This window comes from Clostridium sp. JNZ J1-5 (assembly GCF_053901425.1).
This window is the reverse complement of sequence record NZ_CM132773.1, coordinates 127,640-144,719: the sequence shown is the minus strand read 5'-3', so window position 1 is coordinate 144,719 and position 17,080 is coordinate 127,640. Positions and strand designations below refer to the sequence as shown.

General features: G+C 28.6%; 20 protein-coding genes. 19 read left to right on the top strand and 1 reads right to left on the bottom strand.

Annotated elements, in window-relative coordinates; translation table 11 throughout:
- Window positions 1-39 precede the first annotated feature (39 nt).
- The 18 genes from ACWW38_RS00790 to ACWW38_RS00705 all read left to right on the top strand — a co-directional run bounded on the left by ACWW38_RS00790 (window position 40) and on the right by ACWW38_RS00705 (window position 14,909).
- A complete protein-coding gene (locus ACWW38_RS00790; RefSeq protein WP_456258933.1) occupies window positions 40-540 on the top strand; it encodes a YceD family protein in 501 nt (166 codons plus the stop codon).
- A 14-nt stretch (window positions 541-554) separates the two neighbouring features.
- Window positions 555-737, top strand: a complete 183-nt coding sequence (gene rpmF / locus ACWW38_RS00785; RefSeq protein WP_456258932.1) for a 50S ribosomal protein L32 — start codon at window positions 555-557, stop codon at window positions 735-737.
- 106 nt (window positions 738-843) lie between these two features.
- Entirely contained in the window at window positions 844-1,842 is a 999-nt protein-coding gene (gene plsX / locus ACWW38_RS00780; RefSeq protein ID WP_456258931.1) for a phosphate acyltransferase PlsX, read from the top strand.
- 90 nt (window positions 1,843-1,932) lie between these two features.
- The gene (gene acpP / locus ACWW38_RS00775; RefSeq protein ID WP_456258930.1) at window positions 1,933-2,166 is read left to right on the top strand and encodes an acyl carrier protein; all 234 of its coding nucleotides are present in this window, start codon (window positions 1,933-1,935) and stop codon (window positions 2,164-2,166) included.
- Window positions 2,167-2,226: 60 nt separating this feature from the next.
- Complete coding sequence (gene rnc, locus ACWW38_RS00770) at window positions 2,227-2,934, top strand: ribonuclease III (protein WP_456258929.1); 708 nt, start codon at window positions 2,227-2,229, stop codon at window positions 2,932-2,934.
- A complete protein-coding gene (locus tag ACWW38_RS00765; protein WP_456258928.1) occupies window positions 2,927-4,015 on the top strand; it encodes an elongator complex protein 3 in 1,089 nt (362 codons plus the stop codon). The genes rnc and ACWW38_RS00765 overlap by 8 nt, the downstream gene beginning before the upstream one ends.
- A gap of 62 nt (window positions 4,016-4,077) precedes the next feature.
- Entirely contained in the window at window positions 4,078-4,338 is a 261-nt protein-coding gene (locus ACWW38_RS00760; protein ID WP_456258927.1) for a stage V sporulation protein S, read from the top strand.
- 229 nt (window positions 4,339-4,567) lie between these two features.
- The gene (gene smc / locus ACWW38_RS00755) at window positions 4,568-8,125 is read left to right on the top strand and encodes a chromosome segregation protein SMC (protein ID WP_456258926.1); all 3,558 of its coding nucleotides are present in this window, start codon (window positions 4,568-4,570) and stop codon (window positions 8,123-8,125) included.
- Between the two features lie 31 nt (window positions 8,126-8,156).
- Window positions 8,157-9,068, top strand: coding sequence for a signal recognition particle-docking protein FtsY (gene ftsY, locus ACWW38_RS00750; RefSeq protein ID WP_456258925.1), 912 nt, complete (start codon window positions 8,157-8,159; stop codon window positions 9,066-9,068).
- A gap of 71 nt (window positions 9,069-9,139) precedes the next feature.
- Window positions 9,140-9,487 (top strand): putative DNA-binding protein, encoded by a 348-nt coding sequence (locus ACWW38_RS00745; RefSeq protein WP_456258924.1) that lies wholly within the window; start codon window positions 9,140-9,142, stop codon window positions 9,485-9,487.
- A 10-nt stretch (window positions 9,488-9,497) separates the two neighbouring features.
- Window positions 9,498-10,850, top strand: a complete 1,353-nt coding sequence (gene ffh, locus ACWW38_RS00740; protein WP_456258923.1) for a signal recognition particle protein — start codon at window positions 9,498-9,500, stop codon at window positions 10,848-10,850.
- A 31-nt stretch (window positions 10,851-10,881) separates the two neighbouring features.
- Window positions 10,882-11,139: a 30S ribosomal protein S16 gene (gene rpsP, locus ACWW38_RS00735; protein ID WP_456258922.1), complete on the top strand. Its 258-nt coding sequence runs from the start codon at window positions 10,882-10,884 to the stop codon at window positions 11,137-11,139.
- 19 nt (window positions 11,140-11,158) lie between these two features.
- Window positions 11,159-11,386 carry a KH domain-containing protein gene (locus tag ACWW38_RS00730; protein ID WP_456258921.1) on the top strand — a complete coding sequence of 76 codons (228 nt, stop codon included), beginning with the start codon at window positions 11,159-11,161 and terminating at the stop codon, window positions 11,384-11,386.
- An 82-nt stretch (window positions 11,387-11,468) separates the two neighbouring features.
- Entirely contained in the window at window positions 11,469-11,957 is a 489-nt protein-coding gene (gene rimM / locus ACWW38_RS00725; protein WP_456258920.1) for a ribosome maturation factor RimM, read from the top strand.
- Window positions 11,954-12,661, top strand: a complete 708-nt coding sequence (trmD, locus tag ACWW38_RS00720; RefSeq protein ID WP_456258919.1) for a tRNA (guanosine(37)-N1)-methyltransferase TrmD — start codon at window positions 11,954-11,956, stop codon at window positions 12,659-12,661. The genes rimM and trmD overlap by 4 nt, the downstream gene beginning before the upstream one ends.
- A 143-nt stretch (window positions 12,662-12,804) precedes the next feature.
- Window positions 12,805-13,152, top strand: a complete 348-nt coding sequence (gene rplS / locus ACWW38_RS00715; protein ID WP_456258918.1) for a 50S ribosomal protein L19 — start codon at window positions 12,805-12,807, stop codon at window positions 13,150-13,152.
- Window positions 13,153-13,239: 87 nt separating this feature from the next.
- Window positions 13,240-14,082, top strand: a complete 843-nt coding sequence (gene ylqF, locus ACWW38_RS00710; protein WP_456258917.1) for a ribosome biogenesis GTPase YlqF — start codon at window positions 13,240-13,242, stop codon at window positions 14,080-14,082.
- A gap of 8 nt (window positions 14,083-14,090) precedes the next feature.
- Window positions 14,091-14,909 carry a ribonuclease HII gene (locus ACWW38_RS00705; protein ID WP_456258916.1) on the top strand — a complete coding sequence of 273 codons (819 nt, stop codon included), beginning with the start codon at window positions 14,091-14,093 and terminating at the stop codon, window positions 14,907-14,909.
- A gap of 24 nt (window positions 14,910-14,933) precedes the next feature.
- Here ACWW38_RS00705 and ACWW38_RS00700 read toward each other — a convergent pair whose 3' ends face one another.
- Complete coding sequence (locus ACWW38_RS00700) at window positions 14,934-15,305, bottom strand: YraN family protein (protein ID WP_456258915.1); 372 nt, start codon at window positions 15,303-15,305, stop codon at window positions 14,934-14,936.
- Window positions 15,306-15,494: 189 nt separating this feature from the next.
- Between ACWW38_RS00700 and ACWW38_RS00695 the strand changes: the two genes are divergently transcribed.
- Window positions 15,495-17,015 (top strand): YifB family Mg chelatase-like AAA ATPase, encoded by a 1,521-nt coding sequence (locus ACWW38_RS00695; RefSeq protein ID WP_456258914.1) that lies wholly within the window; start codon window positions 15,495-15,497, stop codon window positions 17,013-17,015.
- The last annotated feature ends 65 nt before the right edge of the window (window positions 17,016-17,080 follow it).

Below are 17,080 nucleotides of genomic sequence, written 5' to 3'. Positions count from 1 at the left end.
GAAATTTATTAGCCCATTTATAATAATAGAGGTGTAGTTATGCTAATTGATATTTCTGATTTGCTCGGCAAGAGACTAAAACAAAAAGAAGTCAGTGTATCTTTTGAAGGTAAAAGCATCAATTTTGAAGGTGAGGAAATTATTTTTGTAGAGCCTATAAAAGTTGAAGGAGTATTTAGTACTTCAGGCGGCATAATTAATTTCGATGGAACAATGAGGACAACATTAAATCTAATTTGTTCTAGATGTCTTGAAAATTTTAATTACCCTTTAGAAGTCGAAGTACATGAAAAGTTTTCAAAAGAATTTAATGATGAAGACAATGATATTATCATTATACATAGTGATAAGGTAGATTTTTCACCAATCATTGAAACTAACATTATTCTGTCACTACCAATGAAAAAACTTTGTAATGAAGATTGCAAGGGACTATGCTCGGTATGTGGCACAAATTTAAATCATTCTGCATGCAATTGTGAAAGGAATGATATTGATCCTAGGCTTGCAAAGTTAAGAGATTTTTTCTCTAATAACTAAGGAGGTGAAAATAGATGGCACATCCAAAAAGAAAGACATCAAAAGCTAGAAGAGATTCAAGAAGAGCTCAAACTTTTAAATTAAGTTTACCAGGAGTGGTTGAATGCCCACAATGTCACGAAATGAAGCTTGCTCATAGAGTTTGCAAAGAATGTGGATATTATAATGGTAAAGAAATAGTTTCTAAAGAAAACTAAGAAAAGAAAGTCAAATGACTTTCTTTTTTTGAATTCACTATATATTACTTATTTGTTTTAACTTTTAACATTTGCAATTATTAAAATCTAAAGTGAGGTAAAGATTATGAAGATTGCTGTAGATGGAATGGGAGGAGACTATTCACCACACGCTATAATTGAAGGATGTATAGATGCTTCCAAAACATACAAGAATTTAGAAATCATAGTTACTGGACCTAAAGATTTATTAAATAAAGAATTATCTAAGCATGAATATAATAAAGAAAAAATAACTATACTAGATGCTAGAGACATAATTAGTAATAATGAACATCCTGTAATGGCTATACGCAGAAAAAAAGATTCTAGCTTATATAAGGCCTTAGAATTAGTAAAAAATAATACCGCTGATGCTGTTATATCAGCAGGAAGCACTGGTGCATTTTTAGCTGGAGCAACTCTTGTAATTGGAAGAATAAAAGGCGTTAATAGGCCTGCTTTAGCTCCTATAATGCCAGGTAAAAACGGTCCTTTTATGATTATTGATTGTGGAGCCAATGCTGAGTGTAAACCTATTAATTTGGTGCAGTTTGCTTTAATGGGGGAAACATATTTTCAAAACATATTAAAAATTGATAATCCTAGTGTAGGACTAATAAATATTGGCTCTGAAGAAGAAAAAGGTAATGAACTAACAAAAGAGGCACATCAGCTCTTAAAACAAACTAATCTTAATTTTGTTGGAAACGTAGAACCACGAGAAATTCCAGAGGGAAAAGTTAATGTTTTAGTATGTGATGGATTTATAGGAAATACAGTTTTGAAAATGTATGAAGGAGTTGCAGGAACTATTTTTTCAACTTTAAAAGATGAAATAATGTCATCTTTTAGAACAAAACTAGGTGGTGTTATGCTTAAACCTGTATTTAATAAGTTTAAGAAGGATTTTGACTATAAAGAATATGGTGGAGCAGCATTTTTGGGAGTAGATGGTATATGCATAAAAGCCCATGGAAGCTCAGATGCTAAAGCTATAAAAAATGCAATAAGACAATCAATAATATTTTATGATAATAACATAATTGAAAAAATAAAGGGACATATTGAAGAGAAAATGGTATAAAGCTATTTCTAAATTAATATTATCTTATTGACGATGTATAAGTTATGTAATATTATCATATTGTAGAATTTTTATAGGAGGTGAAACAAAATGGTATTTAATAGAGTTAAAAAAATTATTGCAGACCAACTTGGTCTTGATGAAAATACAATAACAATGGACTCATTATTTGTGGACGACTTAGGTGCTGACTCTTTAGATGTAGTTGAACTTATTATGGCGTTAGAGGAAGAATTTGATATTGAGATACCTGACGAAGATGCAGAAAAAGCAACTAAAGTTGGAGATGTAGTAGAATATATAAGTTCTCATATTGAAGAATAATGACAAGTCCCGTAATATAACGGGACTTTAAATTTAGTAGAAAATAGAGGAGTTGTTTAGATGAAAGAAGATAGAAAAAAAATCCTCAATAAATTAGAAAATATACTTAATATTAAGTTTAATAATATAGAGCTCTTAGATATAGCACTTTCACATAGTTCCTGTATAAATGAAAATAAAAATACTCAATCAAATGAAAGATTTGAGTTTTTAGGCGATTCCATACTTCAGCTATGCATATCTGAACTTCTATTTAATAAGTATAGTGATAAACCAGAAGGATTTCTAACAAAAAAGAGAGCGCTTATTGTATGTGAAAACTCATTATATAATGTTGCTGCTAAATGGGATATAGGTAAATATATCAATATGAGCAAAGGTGAAGAAATGACTGGTGGAAGGACTAGAGTATCTATCTTAGCAGACTGTATAGAAGCAATCATAGCTGCAATATATCAGGATCAGGGTTATAAAAGTGCAAAAAAGTTTATCACCTACAATTTTGAAGACATAATAAAAAAAGCAGATAGTGATGAAATAATATTGGATTATAAAACTAAATTACAAGAGACTATCCAAGGATTTGGAGATTATAATATAGAATATAATTTATCAGGATTTGAGGGGCCACCTCATAGAAGAAAATTTTTTACCGAAGTTGTAGTACACCCATTGGTTAGAGGTGTTGGTGAGGGATATAGTAAAAAAGAAGCTGAACAAAATGCTGCAAAAGAAGCTTTAGAAAACTTGGGGGATGTAAATGAGTAATACACACTATATAATACCAATATTTGTTCCGCACGAAGGATGCCCGCATGACTGTGTGTTTTGCAATCAAAACAGTATAACAGGCACATCTAATGTAGTAACACCAGAATTTGTTGACGAAACTGTAAAAGAATATTTAAAGACAATAGATAAAAGAAATGCAACTTTAGAGATTTCTTTTTTTGGTGGAACATTTACAGCTATTAATATAGATAAACAAAAGCAGTTATTAAGTGTTGCAAAAAAATATAAAGAAGGTGGAGTTATAGATTATATCCACTTATCTACTAGACCAGATTATATAAATGATGAAATACTTACAAATCTTAAGGAATATTCAGTTGATATAATTGAGTTAGGAGTTCAATCATTAGATGATGAAGTACTATTAAAATCAGGTAGAGGTCATACTAGTGAAGATGTGTTTAAAGCTTCAAAACTAATTAAGCAGTATAACTTTACATTAGGGCATCAAATTATGTTAGGACTTCCAGGTGACAATTTTAATAAGGATATATATACTGCTAAAAAGGTTGTAGAAATGAAGCCTGATATAACTAGAATTTATCCAGCTTTAGTAGTAAAAAATACTCCTATGGAGAAAATGTATAAGTTGAATACTTATAAACCTTATAGTTTAGAAGAAGCAGTTGATATAAGTAAACTAATATATTCAATGTTCCAAGCAAATAACATAAATGTAATAAGAATAGGTTTACAACCTACAGAAGAAATAAATTATGGTAAAGAATTAGTTGCCGGACCATTTCATCCTTCTTTTAGAGAACTCGTAGAAGGAAGTCTATATAATGAAATAATATTAGAGAATCTACAAGAGTATAATGAAAAAAATATTAAACTTTATATAAATGGTAAAGATATATCAAAATTATATGCGTATAAGAAAAAGTTTTTTAATGACACATTGAAACAAATTAGAACAAATAAGTTGGAAGTTTTACAAGATAATAGTATAGAGAGAAATACATTTATGATAAAATTTGATGAAATGTGTAAAAAGATAGTTATAAAAGAATACTTAGAAATTAAGTACAAAGAAGGATATTTAAATATTATATAGAATATATTCCCTATAAAGGATGCAATAATATGCAATAATAATTTTTGTAGGGAGGATTAAAAATGGAAGTATTAAAAGTATCAGCTCAATCTCAACCAAAATCAGTAGCAGGGGCACTTGCAGCCGTTTTAAGAGAATGTGGAACTGTAGAAGTTCAAGCTGTAGGCGCAGGAGCAGTAAATCAAGCAGTTAAAGCTTTAGCGATCACAAGAGGATTTGTAGCACCAAATGGAATAGATTTAGTAGTTATTCCCGCATTTTCTCAAATAGCAATTGATGGAGAAGAAAGAACAGCTATAAAGTTTATAGTAGAACCTAGATAGTAATAAATCAAGCCGTGCTCAGCACGGTTTTTTATTTTCTTTATTGCAAATGTATAATTGATATTTATAGTAATATGATTTAAAATTATAAAGGTGAAAATAATAGATTTATAGGGTTGTAATGTACAACCTTTTATTTCTTTGTAAATTAAGATAAATATTGTATATAATTTTTAATTTTATATAAATAGTTTAGTACATAACAAAATTACAAATAGGAGAGATACTTATGTTTTTGAAGTCACTTGAGATAAGAGGCTTTAAATCTTTTGCTGATAAAACAGAACTAGTTTTTAAAAATGGAATAACTGCAATAGTAGGGCCTAATGGCAGCGGTAAAAGTAATATATCTGATGCAGTGAAATGGGTTTTAGGAGAACAAAGCGTAAAAAACTTAAGAGGAGGAAAAATGCAAGATGTAATTTTCTCCGGAACTGAGTTCAGAAAGCCAGTTGGACTAGCCCAAGTAACCCTTGTCCTGGATAATAGCGATGGTGAATTGCAAATAGACTATTCTGATGTAACAATAATGAGAAGGATATATAGATCAGGAGAAAGCGAGTATTATATTAATAATACAAAGTGTAGACTTAAAGATATTCAAGAATTATTTATGGATACAGGTATAGGTAAAGAAGGATATTCAATAATTGGACAAGGTAAAATAGAAGCTGTATTAAGTGGAAAGCCAGAGGATAGAAGAAGTCTTTTGGAGGAAGCGGCTGGTATTGTGAAATTTAAAACTAGAAAAGAAGAAGCAGAGAGAAGGCTTGAAAATACAGAACAAAATATACAAAGAATTAACGATATCTTTAGTACATATGAGGAAAGGATAGAGCCTCTTAGAATAGAAAATGAAAAAGCAAAAAAGTTTTTAGAAATATCGGGAAAACTTAAGGCTAAAGAAGTAACTTTAATACTTGATAATATAGATAGCGTAGAAAAAAAAATAGATACAATAAAAAATGATATTACTAAAAATGAAGATACGCTAAGAAGTTTAAATAATGAAAAAAATAACTATGAAGAAAAGTTAGATAAATTGAACGAAGACTTAGAAAAATTTGAGTTGAAAAACAATGAAGAAAGAAGAAAATACTATAGTAATAAGTCAGATAATCAAAAATTATTATCTGAAATTGATCTTCTAAATGAAAGAATAAAAAACTTATCTGCTGTAATTGATAAGACTACAAAGAACTTAGAACAGTTAAAAGAAAAATTAATTAAATTAAATGCTGAAAAAGCAAATGAAAGGTTAAATTTAAAAGAACTAGTATCCAATCAGAATACGATTCAAGATAGAATATGGAAGTATGAAACTATAATTAATGATAAAAATAAAGCTGTTGCAAATATGTTTGAAGCAGTAAAAAAAGCAAAAGACTATGAAGTAGAATTATTAAGTAAAATTAGTCAAAGTAAAAACGAAATTAATATAATGAAAAATGACATTGTAAGTTTAGAAAATAAGCTTCAAGAACTTAAAATATCAAGTGAAGCACATGCTAATTCTATTAAAATAAATTATACAACTAAAAATATGCTTAATAGTGAAATTATAAGCATGGAAAGTAAGATTTTAGAGTATGAAGAGCAAATAAAAAAATATAAGAAGGAAATTGGAATTAAAAATAAAAAACTTATAAATGACGAAAAGAAACTTAAAGAGTTATCTTTAGTATATAACAAGACAGAAGCCAACTGTAATGCTTTAATCAACTTAGAAAAATATCATGAAGGATATAATAAAGCTGTAAAAGTACTAATGCAGCATATAGATGACGGGAAAATTATAGAGGCAGTAGGAAAAGCGTGTATATTAGGAGAAATATTGAAAGTAGATAAAAATTTTGAGACTGCTATTGAAATTACACTGGGTCCAGCTATATCCAATATAATTACTCTTGATGAGAATATAGCTAAGAGATTAATTAAATATTTAAAGGACAATACTATAGGAAGAGCTACTTTTTTACCACTTACAATTATAAAAGGTAAAAAAATATCTGTACCATCAAAGGTAAAAGAAGTAAATGGATATATAGGTGTAGCAAGTGAGCTTATAACATTTGATGAGAAGTACACTAATATTATAGAATATACGCTAGGTAAAACTATAGTTTCGGAAAATATGGATAGTGCACTACTTATAGCTCGCCAAACCAATTACAATTTTAAAATAGTAACACTAACAGGTGAAGTAGTGAATCCAGGGGGGGCTCTAACAGGAGGAAGCATATATAATAAGAGTTCAAATATAATAGGCAGAAAAAGGGAAATAGAAGAGCTGCAAATTAAGCTACAAAGTTATGAAAAAGATATAAAGAGCCTGAATGATATCATAATAAAACATAAAAATGATATAAAGTGTATGGATGATCTTTGTTTAAACCTAAAAGACGAAATTCATTATGAAAATATTGAAAAGACAAAAATTAATGAAAAGATAAATAGTATTGATAATGAAACAGAAAAGTTAAAAAGAAGTTTAGAAACGGCAAACAATGAAATTTTATTAATTAAGGAAAATCTAGAGTTTAATGCAAAAGATCTTAATGAAATTCAAAATAAAATTGATGAATTAGTTAAGCTTGAAAAAGAAAATTCTTTAAAAATCTCAAATTTAGAAGAGGGATTAAATAAGGAAAAAGAAGAAACACAAAATATAAATAATGAAATTACGAATTTTAGAATAAAAAAGGCTCAATTGGATGAAACAATTTCAAATAAAAATAAAGAACTACAAAGGTTAGAAGAAGATATAAAGCAAATTAGTTTTGAAATTCAATCATTAGAATTAGAATTAGATGAATCTAATAAAGAAATAAACAAATCACAAAATAAAATTAATGAAAACACAAATAAAATTACAGAAATTAATCAAATAATATTAGAATTTGAAGATAAGTTTAAGGATATTGATATAAAAAGAATAAAAATAAAGGAAGATATTAAAAGTAATAAAGAAAAGTTAAATAATTTAATTTTATTATGTGATAAAAACGAAAAGTCTAAAAACAATCTTCAAATATCTCTTGCAAGGCATGAATCAGAAAGAGATACTTATTATAATAAGTTAAATGAGGAAATGGAACTAACTTATGCGGAAGCCATAGAAATTAAACTTCAAGATGAAGATATGGATCAGTGTAAAAAAGATATTGTGACGTATAAAAATGAAATATCAAGGTTAGGTATAGTTAATTTAGGAGCTATAGAAGAATATAAAGAACTATTAGAAAAATATACATTTATGAAAATGCAAAAGGAAGATTTAATTAAGGCCAAGGAAGAATTAATTAATGTTGTCAAAGAAATGACAGAAAAGATGAGAGTTGTATTTAATGAGAACTTCAATAAGTTGAGAATCAATTTTAATGAAACTTTTAAAGAATTATTCAAAGGCGGAAATGCTGATTTAATATTAGAAGAAGGAGATGAGCTCACAGCGAATATAGAAATAAATGTGCAGCCCCCTGGTAAAAAGCTTCAAAATATTAATCTAATGTCTGGTGGAGAAAAAGGTTTGTCTGCCATCGCTCTTTTATTTGCAATTTTAAAAATGAAGCCTACTCCATTTTGTATATTAGATGAGATTGAAGCAGCATTGGACGATTCAAATGTATCTAGATATGCTGAGTTTTTAAAAAAGTTTTCTGGAAATACCCAGTTTATAATTATAACCCATAGGAAAGGTAGTATGGAAGTGGGAGATGTACTTTATGGAGTAACTATGGAGGAAAAAGGAATATCGAAGATAGTATCTGTTGATTTAAGTAAATAAATTTAGTTAATATTAGAGGAGATGTAGAAGCATGTTTGGAAATTTTTTTGATAAGCTAAAAAATGGATTATCTAAAACTAAAGATAATTTCACTGAAAAGGTTTCAGAAGTATTAAATTTGGCTGTGAAAATTGATGAGGAATTATATGAGGAATTAGAAGAAATTTTAATAACAGCAGATATAGGTGTAGATACTTCATTAGAAATTATGGATAGGTTAAAACAAAAGGTAAAGGATAATAAAGTTAAAGATCCTAAGGAAGTATATGACTGCTTAAAAGAAGTATTAGCAGAAATATTAGGAAATCAAGAAATGGGATTAGGTTTTAATGATAAACCTAAGATATTATTAGTAATAGGGGTAAATGGTGTAGGTAAAACAACATCAATTGGAAAAATGTCATCTAAATTTAAAAATGATGGTCATAAAGTAATAATGGCAGCAGCTGATACATTTAGAGCAGCAGCTATTGATCAGCTAGAAGTTTGGAGTAATAGGGCAGGTGTAGATATAATAAAGCATCAAGAAGGTGCTGATCCAGGTTCTGTAGTTTTTGATGCTATACAAGCTGCTAAGGCTAGAAAAGCTGATGTGCTTATTTGCGATACAGCAGGGAGATTACATAATAAAAAGAATCTAATGAATGAGCTAGAAAAAATTAATCGAATAATAGATAGAGAATATAATGAGGCTAGCAAGGAAACTTTATTAGTGCTTGATGCTACTACTGGACAAAATGCTCTGCAGCAAGCTAAACAGTTTGCTGAGGTTTGTCCTATTGATGGTATAATACTAACCAAACTTGATGGCACAGCTAAAGGTGGAGTAATTATAGCTATAAAACATCAACTAAATATTCCTGTAAAACTTATAGGTGTGGGAGAAGGAATTGATGATTTGCAAGAGTTTAACTCTAATGATTTTATTGAAGCACTTTTTTAATAGTGTTAAGTAAAAGTACTTGACACCATTAAATTAATTTGCTATTATAATATCCGTGAGTTGGTGATTACATGGAGGATAGAGTAAAAATATCTATTTTAATGGATTTTTATAAGGAACTCCTAACTGAAAAACAAAAAGATATAATGGAGCTTTATTTTAATGAGGACTTATCTTTAGCTGAAATATCTGAATTTACAAATACAAGCAGACAAGCGATATATGACATTATAAAAAGATGCAATAAGTTATTGAATGGATATGAAAAAAAATTGAAGCTTGTAGAAAAGAGTACTAAATTAAAAAAAAATAAAGACTTAATTATAAAAAAGATAACTAGACTTGAAGAAAAGATTGGTAATGATGAATATATAGACTTATTACAAGAGATAAAAAATAATATCGAAGAGTCTATTTAGGAGGAGTAAGATGGCATTTGAAGGATTAACATCTAAACTTCAAGAAACTTTAAAAAAGCTAAAAGGTAAAGGTAAGCTGTCAGAAAAAGATATTAAGGAAGCTATGAGAGAAGTTAAGTTAGCTTTGCTTGAGGCTGATGTAAATTATAAAATAGTAAGAGAGTTTGTAAAAAACACAGGTGAAAAATGTCTTGGTGCAGAGGTAATGGGGAGTTTAACTCCAGGGCAACAAGTTATTAAAATAGTTAATGATGAGCTGAAGACACTAATGGGAAATTCAGAAAGTAAGATTGAATTTTCTACAAAAGGATTAACAGTAATTATGTTAGCAGGTCTTCAAGGTGCTGGAAAAACTACCATGGCAGGTAAACTAGCCCTAGAACTAAGAAAAAAGAATAAAAAGCCATTGTTAGTTGCTTGTGACGTATATAGACCAGCTGCTATTAAACAACTTCAAGTTGTTGGAAAACAAATAGATATTCCTGTATTTTCTATGGGAGACAAAGTTAATCCTGTAGACATAGCAAAAGCTTCAATGGAATATGCAAAAAATAATGATTTAAATGTAGTTATAATAGATACTGCAGGAAGACTTCATATAGACGAAGCACTAATGGATGAATTAAAAAATATCAAAGATAGCTTGGAACCAAATGAAATATTACTTGTTGTAGATTCTATGACTGGTCAAGATGCTGTTAATGTTGCTGAAAGTTTTAATAATATACTAGATATTACTGGAGTAATTTTAACAAAACTTGATGGTGATACAAGAGGCGGAGCAGCCCTATCTATAAGAGCTATAACAGGGAAACCAATTAAATACGTTGGTATTGGTGAAAAGATGAATGACATCGAGGTATTTTATCCTGACAGAATGGCTTCTAGAATTTTAGGAATGGGTGATATCCTTTCTTTAATTGAGAAGGCTCAAGAAGCTATCGATGAAGAAAAGGCAAAAGAGCTTGGAGATAAGATGATGAATCTAGAGTTTAACCTAGAGGATTTTAAAGAATCTATGGCTCAGTTAAAGAAGATGGGGCCTATGGGAAAACTACTAGAGATGGTTCCAGGAGTAAATAATAAACAATTAGAAAATATAGATTTAAATCAAAGTGAAAAAGAGTTAAAGAAAATAGAAGCAATAATTGATTCTATGACTAAAAAAGAGAGAAAAGATCCTAGCTTGGTTAGTAATTCTCCTTCTAGAAAGAAAAGAATTGCCAAGGGATCTGGAACAACCGTTCAACAAGTAAATAAATTATTAAAAGATTTTCAAATGATGAAGAAGATGATGAAACAAATGAAAAATCAACCTAAGTCATTTAAAAAAGGTATGTTTGGGAAATTTCCATTCATGTAAATAGATAGAGACTTGTAAGGAGGTGAAATTAATGGCAGTTAAAATAAGATTAAGAAGAATGGGTGCTAAAAAAGCTCCATTTTATAGAGTAGTTGTTGCTGATTCAAGATCTCCAAGAGATGGAAGATTTATTGAAGAAATAGGTTACTATAACCCAATTACAGAACCAAAAACAGTTAAAATAGATGAAGAAAAAGCTGTTAAATGGGTAAAAAATGGTGCTCAACCAACTGATGTTGTTAAAAGATTATTTGAAGAAGCTGGAATAAATGAAAAGCTTTCTAAATAGTAACCAGGGGGTGTAGTAGATGAAGAATTTACTAGAGATAATAGCTAAAGCTTTAGTTGATAACCCAGAAATGGTTAGTGTTAATGAAATTGTTGGGGAGCAATCAATAATTCTTGAATTAAAGGTTGCCCCAGAAGATATGGGAAAAGTAATTGGTAAACAGGGAAGAATAGCAAAAGCTATAAGAACTGTTGTAAAAGCAGCAGCTGTAAAAGAAGATAAAAGAGTTGTTGTTGAAATAATCTAATTACATACTAATATTATTATAAATGAAAGAGTTAGGAAATCCTAACTCTTTTAAAATATAATTTTAAAGGGGTATAGATATTATGGAACAGTTATTAACTGTAGGAAAAATAATAAATACTCATGGAATTAAGGGAGAAATAAAAGTACAATCCGTAACAGATGATTTAGAGAGATTCAAAAAATTAAAAAAAGCATATATAGATAATAGTGAAATAACTATTACTAACTGTAAGCTTCAGCCAGGAAAAGTGATACTAAAAATTGAAGGTATAGATAAAATAGAAGATGCTGTAAGGTTAAAAAACAAATATATAAGAATAAGAAGAGAAGATGCAATAGAACTACCTGAAGATTCTTATTTTGAATCAGATATTATAGGCTGTCATGTCTACGATGAAAATGGAGAGGAACTTGGAACTATTGATGATATAATCTATACTGGAAGCAATGATGTTTATTGGATAAAAGGTGAAAAGGAACTTTTAATTCCAGCTATTAAAAGTATTGTATTAAATATAGATGTAGAAAGTAAAAAGGTAATTATTAAGCCTTTGGAAGTATGGCAATGAAAATAGATATTTTAACATTATTTCCTGAGATGTTTCAAGTTTTTGACTCTAGTATTATAGGTAGAGCTTTAGATAAAGGTACAATAGAAATCAATACTCATAATATAAGGGATTATTCACAAAATAAGCATAAAAAAGTAGATGATTATCCATATGGCGGTGGAGCAGGAATGGTTATGACTCCTCAGCCAATTTCAGATTCAATAAAAGCCATAAAGAAAACTAACAAAGGAAAGATTATATTTTTAGGCCCAAGAGGAAATACATTTACTCAGGAAACTGCAAAACAGTTGTCTAAAGAAGAAGAACTTATATTTTTATGTGGTCATTATGAAGGCATAGATGAGAGAGTTTATAAGCATATAGATATTGAGCTGTCATTGGGTGATTTTGTATTGACAGGTGGAGAAATGGCCTGTATACCTATTGTAGATAGCATTTGTAGATTGATACCTGGGGTATTATCTAGTTATGAAAGTTATACTGAAGAATCTTTTTATAATGGTCTATTAGAATACCCTCAATATACAAGACCAGAAGAGTTTGAAGGGGAAAAAGTGCCTAAAGTACTCATATCAGGTCACCATGAAAATATAAGAAAGTGGAGAAGAAAGCAATCTCTTATTATAACAAAAGAAAGACGACCAGATATGTTTAAAAATATAATATTGTCTAAAGAAGACAAAAAACTTCTAAAAGAGTAGAAGATGCTAATAAAATATTAAATTATATATTGAAGCAAACCGTTATTTGTGGTAAAATATGCTTTGTGCTAGTACGGACGGTCCTCTATCTATTTTTTATACATATGATACGAACGTCAAAAAAATTTAAGGAGGGAATGCACATGCTAGATATTATAAAATCAATTGAAGCAGAACAAATCAAAAAGGATTTAACAGCATTCAACGTTGGAGATACTATTAGAATCGATGTAAGAATTAAAGAAGGAAACAAAGAAAGAATTCAAGCATTCGAAGGAACTGTAATAAAGAAACAAAATGGTGGAATAAGAGAAACTTTTACTGTAAGAAGAGTTGCTTACGGTACTGCAGTTGAAAGAACATTCCCTATAAATTCTCCAATGATTGAAGGAATCAAAGTAGTAAGAAGAGGTAAAGCTAGAAGAGCTAAACTTTATTACTTAAGAGACAGAGTAGGTAAGGCTGCAAAAGTTAAAGAATTGATTAGATAAAAAATGGGACTGTAAAGTCCCTTTTTTTTATCCATGGTATAAAGAATATTTATAGTGTAATTTTAAGTGTAAAGGAGGTTAAGCAAAATGTCTATTAATTGGTTTCCAGGGCATATGGCTAAAACTAGAAGAGAGATAAAAGAAAATTTAAAATTTGTTGATTTAGTTATAGAAATTAGGGATGCAAGAATAGTTAAGTCAAGCTCAAATCCAGATATTGATGATATATGTAAAGATAAACCAAGAATTATTTTGTTAAATAAAAGTGACCTTGCAGAAGAAAAAATAACTAAAGAATGGATAAATACACTATCCAATGATTTGATAAAGGTTATAAGTGTTAATAGTCTCAATGGTAAAGGCATGAATAATATAAAGTCTAAAATAAGTGATTTATTAAAAGAAAAACATGATAAGTTAAGAGCAAAGGGACTAGTTAATATTACTACCAGAGCAATGGTAGTAGGTATACCTAACGTAGGAAAATCATCATTTATAAATAGGATGGCAAACAATGCTAGAGCTAAAGTAGGAGATAAACCAGGAGTTACAAGGAGTAAGCAGTGGATTAAAACTAATATAGGTATAGAACTTCTTGATACACCAGGAGTACTTTGGCCTAAATTTGAAGATGAAGAAGTAGGATTAAATTTAGCTTTTACAGGAGCAATTAAAGATGAAATAATGGATATAGAAAATTTAGCTTATAAATTAATCGAAAAGCTCCAAGAACAATACCCAGATAGATTAATTGAAAGATATAAATTAAATTCTTTAAGCGATAATACACTGGAAAATATGGATAATATAGCCAGAAAAAGAGGTGCTGTTATATCTGGTGGAAATATAGATTATAATAGAGTAGCAGTACTTATTCTCGATGAATTTAGAGGCGGAAAACTAGGCCAAATTTCCCTTGAAAGGCCGTGATCTAATTGATGAACACAAATTTTAAAGAAATGAAATCTAGTCAAATTAAAAAATATATTACTGATATGTTAAAAGAAGAAAATTCTAATTTTGATTACTATAAGATAATAGATACTCTGAAAAATGATGAAAGAAAAACAGTCCAAAAGCTATGTAACAGCGTTTATAAGTTTTTAGAATATAGAGAAAAAGAAATATCTAGAGTTAAACAAATGTATGACTTTGATAAAAAATTTATTACTGATTTATATATAGCAGGAGTAGATGAAGTTGGAAGGGGTCCTTTAGCAGGGCCTATTGTTGCAGCAGCAGTAATTTTAAAATTAGATTATAAGGAAAGTAATGAACTGATACTTAAAATAAATGATTCAAAAAAATTATCACAAAAAACTAGAGAAGAATTAGATTATATAATAAAAGATAAAGCGGTTAGCTATTGCATAACTGAAATAAGTAGCATGGAAATTGATGAAAAAGGTATAGCTTGGTGTAATAATGAAGTGCTAAAGAGAGCGGCAAATGGATTAAATATAAAGCCATCTCTAGTCTTATCAGATGGCTATGCAATAAAAAACTGCAATATAGAAAATAAGTTTATTATAAAAGGTGATACTCAAAGTGCCAGTATAGCCTGTGCATCTATAATAGCCAAAGTTTACAGAGATAAGTTAATGAAAGATTATAGTGAGATATATCCTCAATATGGATTTGAAAAGAATGTAGGATATGGAACCAAAGATCACATAGAAGCAATAAAAAAATATGGGTATACGGACATTCATAGAAAAAGTTTTTTAAAAAATATAATAAATATGTTTGATATCTAAGGCTAACTATTAAATAGTTAGCCTTTAGTTAAATGCATTTTCTATTAAATTAATATCATAAGTATCATTTTCTATATGAAATAATATTTCTATTACATCAAATCTAAAATTAAATTTATGTAAATTATTTTTTAGTATATAATATTGTGCTATATTTTTTAATCTGAAGATTTTTTTATATGTAATTGATTCAGAAGGTCTACCATACAAAGTATTGTAACGGCTCTTAACTTCAGTAAAACATATGCAATTTTTAGAAGATACAAAACTTATTATATCTATCTCACCTAGTTTACATTTGAAATTTGTATCCATAATTGTATAACCTTGTTTAATTAAAAATTCTCTAGATATAAATTCACCGTAATTGCCAATTAATTTATTGTAGTGTTTCATATAAAAATACTCCTTTAAAAATATTATTATAATTAATTCTATCCAAATACAATAAACTTAAATCATTTCAACTTAGGTTTACATAACTTAAATTATGTATATATAACAAAAATGTAAATCGCAATAAATTTTTATTATTTAAATTATATAAAATAAAAATTTGTCAATAATCCCTATAGAGGTGATTATATGGCAATTAAAATTAATTCAGCAACATTCACAGGGATAAATGGAACTATAGTAAATGTAGAGGTTGATGTAGCTTGTGGATTACCATGTTTTAATATTGTAGGCTTAGCAGATACTTCAGTAAAAGAATCTAAAGAGAGAGTACGATCTGCCCTGGTTAATTCAGGATTTGAATTTCCAATACAAAGAATAACTGTTAATTTAGCTCCTGCGGATTTAAAAAAAGAAGGATCATTATTTGATTTACCAATCGCAATAGCTATTTTAATAGCTACTAATCAAATAAATGTTTATAATTCTAACAATTTTTTATTTATGGGTGAATTATCATTATTTGGAGAATTAAAAAGAATAAGAGGGGCTCTTCCAATTGTTATTGATTCTATGAAAGAGAAAATTTTTAGATTTATAGTTCCTAATGATAATGCCGATGAATGTGCAATAATAGATAATTGCATGGTATATCCATTTGAAAATCTGAAGCAAGTAGCAGAATTCTTAAAATATCAGGACTTGCTTCCATATGTAAGACATAATAAAGAAGAAGTAAAAAAGTATTATGATGATTTTAGCGATGTAATAGGTCAAGAAAGTTGTAAAAGATCAATAGAAGTTGCAGCAGCCGGAGGGCATAATATTTTAATGTTTGGGCCTCCAGGTTGCGGTAAAACCATGTTAGCAAAACGAATTCCAACAGTACTGCCAAAATTGAGTTGTGAAGAAGCTTTAGAGGTTACAAAGATTTACAGTATTTCTGGAAATTTAAATAATGAAAATACTTTAATTCAGGAAAGACCTTTTAGAAGCCCTCATCATACTGCATCACAAATATCTTTAGTAGGTGGAGGTAATAAGTTATCACCAGGAGAAGTTTCTCTAGCTCATAATGGTGTTTTATTTTTAGATGAAATATTAGAATTTAATAGGAAAACTTTAGAAGTATTAAGGCAACCTCTAGAAGATAGAAACATTAAAATAAGCAAAGCAACTGGCAGTATAACCTATCCAGCTAATTTTATGCTTGTAGGAGCTATGAATCCATGTAGATGCGGATACTATGGTAGCAATATAAAAGAATGCATCTGTAATGACTATGAAAGAAGAATATACTTAAATAAGCTATCGAAGCCTATATTAGATAGAATAGATATATTTTCTTATGTAAATCCAATATCTTATAAAGAGTTGAAGTCAGAAGCTATTAGTGAAAAATCAGAGGATATAAGAAAAAGAGTTGAAATAGCAAGAAAACTTCAAAGTTTAAGATATATTAAAGAAGGAATATATTGTAATGCTCAGATGAATGAAAAGCTTATAAAGAAATATTGTAAACTTGATAATAAAACAAATAGTATTATTGAAAAAATCTATAATAAATTTAACTTAAGCACAAGAAGCTATAGCAGAATACTGAAAGTATCTAGAACTATAGCAGACTTAAAAAATAGAGAAAAAATAGAGCAAGACGATTTGATAGAAGCTTTACAGTATAGAAAATTCTTAGATCAAGACGTAATTTAATATATTAGATTACATCTATAACATTAAACTGTAATTTTTCACAATATTATATGTTAACCATTATA

Excerpts from the sequence above, each read along its gene's own strand:
- ACWW38_RS00790 (WP_456258933.1), top strand. The coding sequence starts at position 40 with ATGCTAATTGATATTTCTGATTTGCTCGGCAAGAGACTAAAACAAAAA.
- rpmF (WP_456258932.1), top strand. The coding sequence starts at position 555 with ATGGCACATCCAAAAAGAAAGACATCAAAAGCTAGAAGAGATTCAAGA.
- plsX (WP_456258931.1), top strand. The coding sequence starts at position 844 with ATGAAGATTGCTGTAGATGGAATGGGAGGAGACTATTCACCACACGCT.
- acpP (WP_456258930.1), top strand. The coding sequence starts at position 1,933 with ATGGTATTTAATAGAGTTAAAAAAATTATTGCAGACCAACTTGGTCTT.
- rnc (WP_456258929.1), top strand. The coding sequence starts at position 2,227 with ATGAAAGAAGATAGAAAAAAAATCCTCAATAAATTAGAAAATATACTT.
- ACWW38_RS00765 (WP_456258928.1), top strand. The coding sequence starts at position 2,927 with ATGAGTAATACACACTATATAATACCAATATTTGTTCCGCACGAAGGA.
- ACWW38_RS00760 (WP_456258927.1), top strand. The coding sequence starts at position 4,078 with ATGGAAGTATTAAAAGTATCAGCTCAATCTCAACCAAAATCAGTAGCA.
- smc (WP_456258926.1), top strand. The coding sequence starts at position 4,568 with ATGTTTTTGAAGTCACTTGAGATAAGAGGCTTTAAATCTTTTGCTGAT.
- ftsY (WP_456258925.1), top strand. The coding sequence starts at position 8,157 with ATGTTTGGAAATTTTTTTGATAAGCTAAAAAATGGATTATCTAAAACT.
- ACWW38_RS00745 (WP_456258924.1), top strand. The coding sequence starts at position 9,140 with ATGGAGGATAGAGTAAAAATATCTATTTTAATGGATTTTTATAAGGAA.
- ffh (WP_456258923.1), top strand. The coding sequence starts at position 9,498 with ATGGCATTTGAAGGATTAACATCTAAACTTCAAGAAACTTTAAAAAAG.
- rpsP (WP_456258922.1), top strand. The coding sequence starts at position 10,882 with ATGGCAGTTAAAATAAGATTAAGAAGAATGGGTGCTAAAAAAGCTCCA.
- ACWW38_RS00730 (WP_456258921.1), top strand. The coding sequence starts at position 11,159 with ATGAAGAATTTACTAGAGATAATAGCTAAAGCTTTAGTTGATAACCCA.
- rimM (WP_456258920.1), top strand. The coding sequence starts at position 11,469 with ATGGAACAGTTATTAACTGTAGGAAAAATAATAAATACTCATGGAATT.
- trmD (WP_456258919.1), top strand. The coding sequence starts at position 11,954 with ATGAAAATAGATATTTTAACATTATTTCCTGAGATGTTTCAAGTTTTT.
- rplS (WP_456258918.1), top strand. The coding sequence starts at position 12,805 with ATGCTAGATATTATAAAATCAATTGAAGCAGAACAAATCAAAAAGGAT.
- ylqF (WP_456258917.1), top strand. The coding sequence starts at position 13,240 with ATGTCTATTAATTGGTTTCCAGGGCATATGGCTAAAACTAGAAGAGAG.
- ACWW38_RS00705 (WP_456258916.1), top strand. The coding sequence starts at position 14,091 with ATGAACACAAATTTTAAAGAAATGAAATCTAGTCAAATTAAAAAATAT.
- ACWW38_RS00700 (WP_456258915.1), bottom strand. The coding sequence starts at position 15,305 with ATGAAACACTACAATAAATTAATTGGCAATTACGGTGAATTTATATCT.
- ACWW38_RS00695 (WP_456258914.1), top strand. The coding sequence starts at position 15,495 with ATGGCAATTAAAATTAATTCAGCAACATTCACAGGGATAAATGGAACT.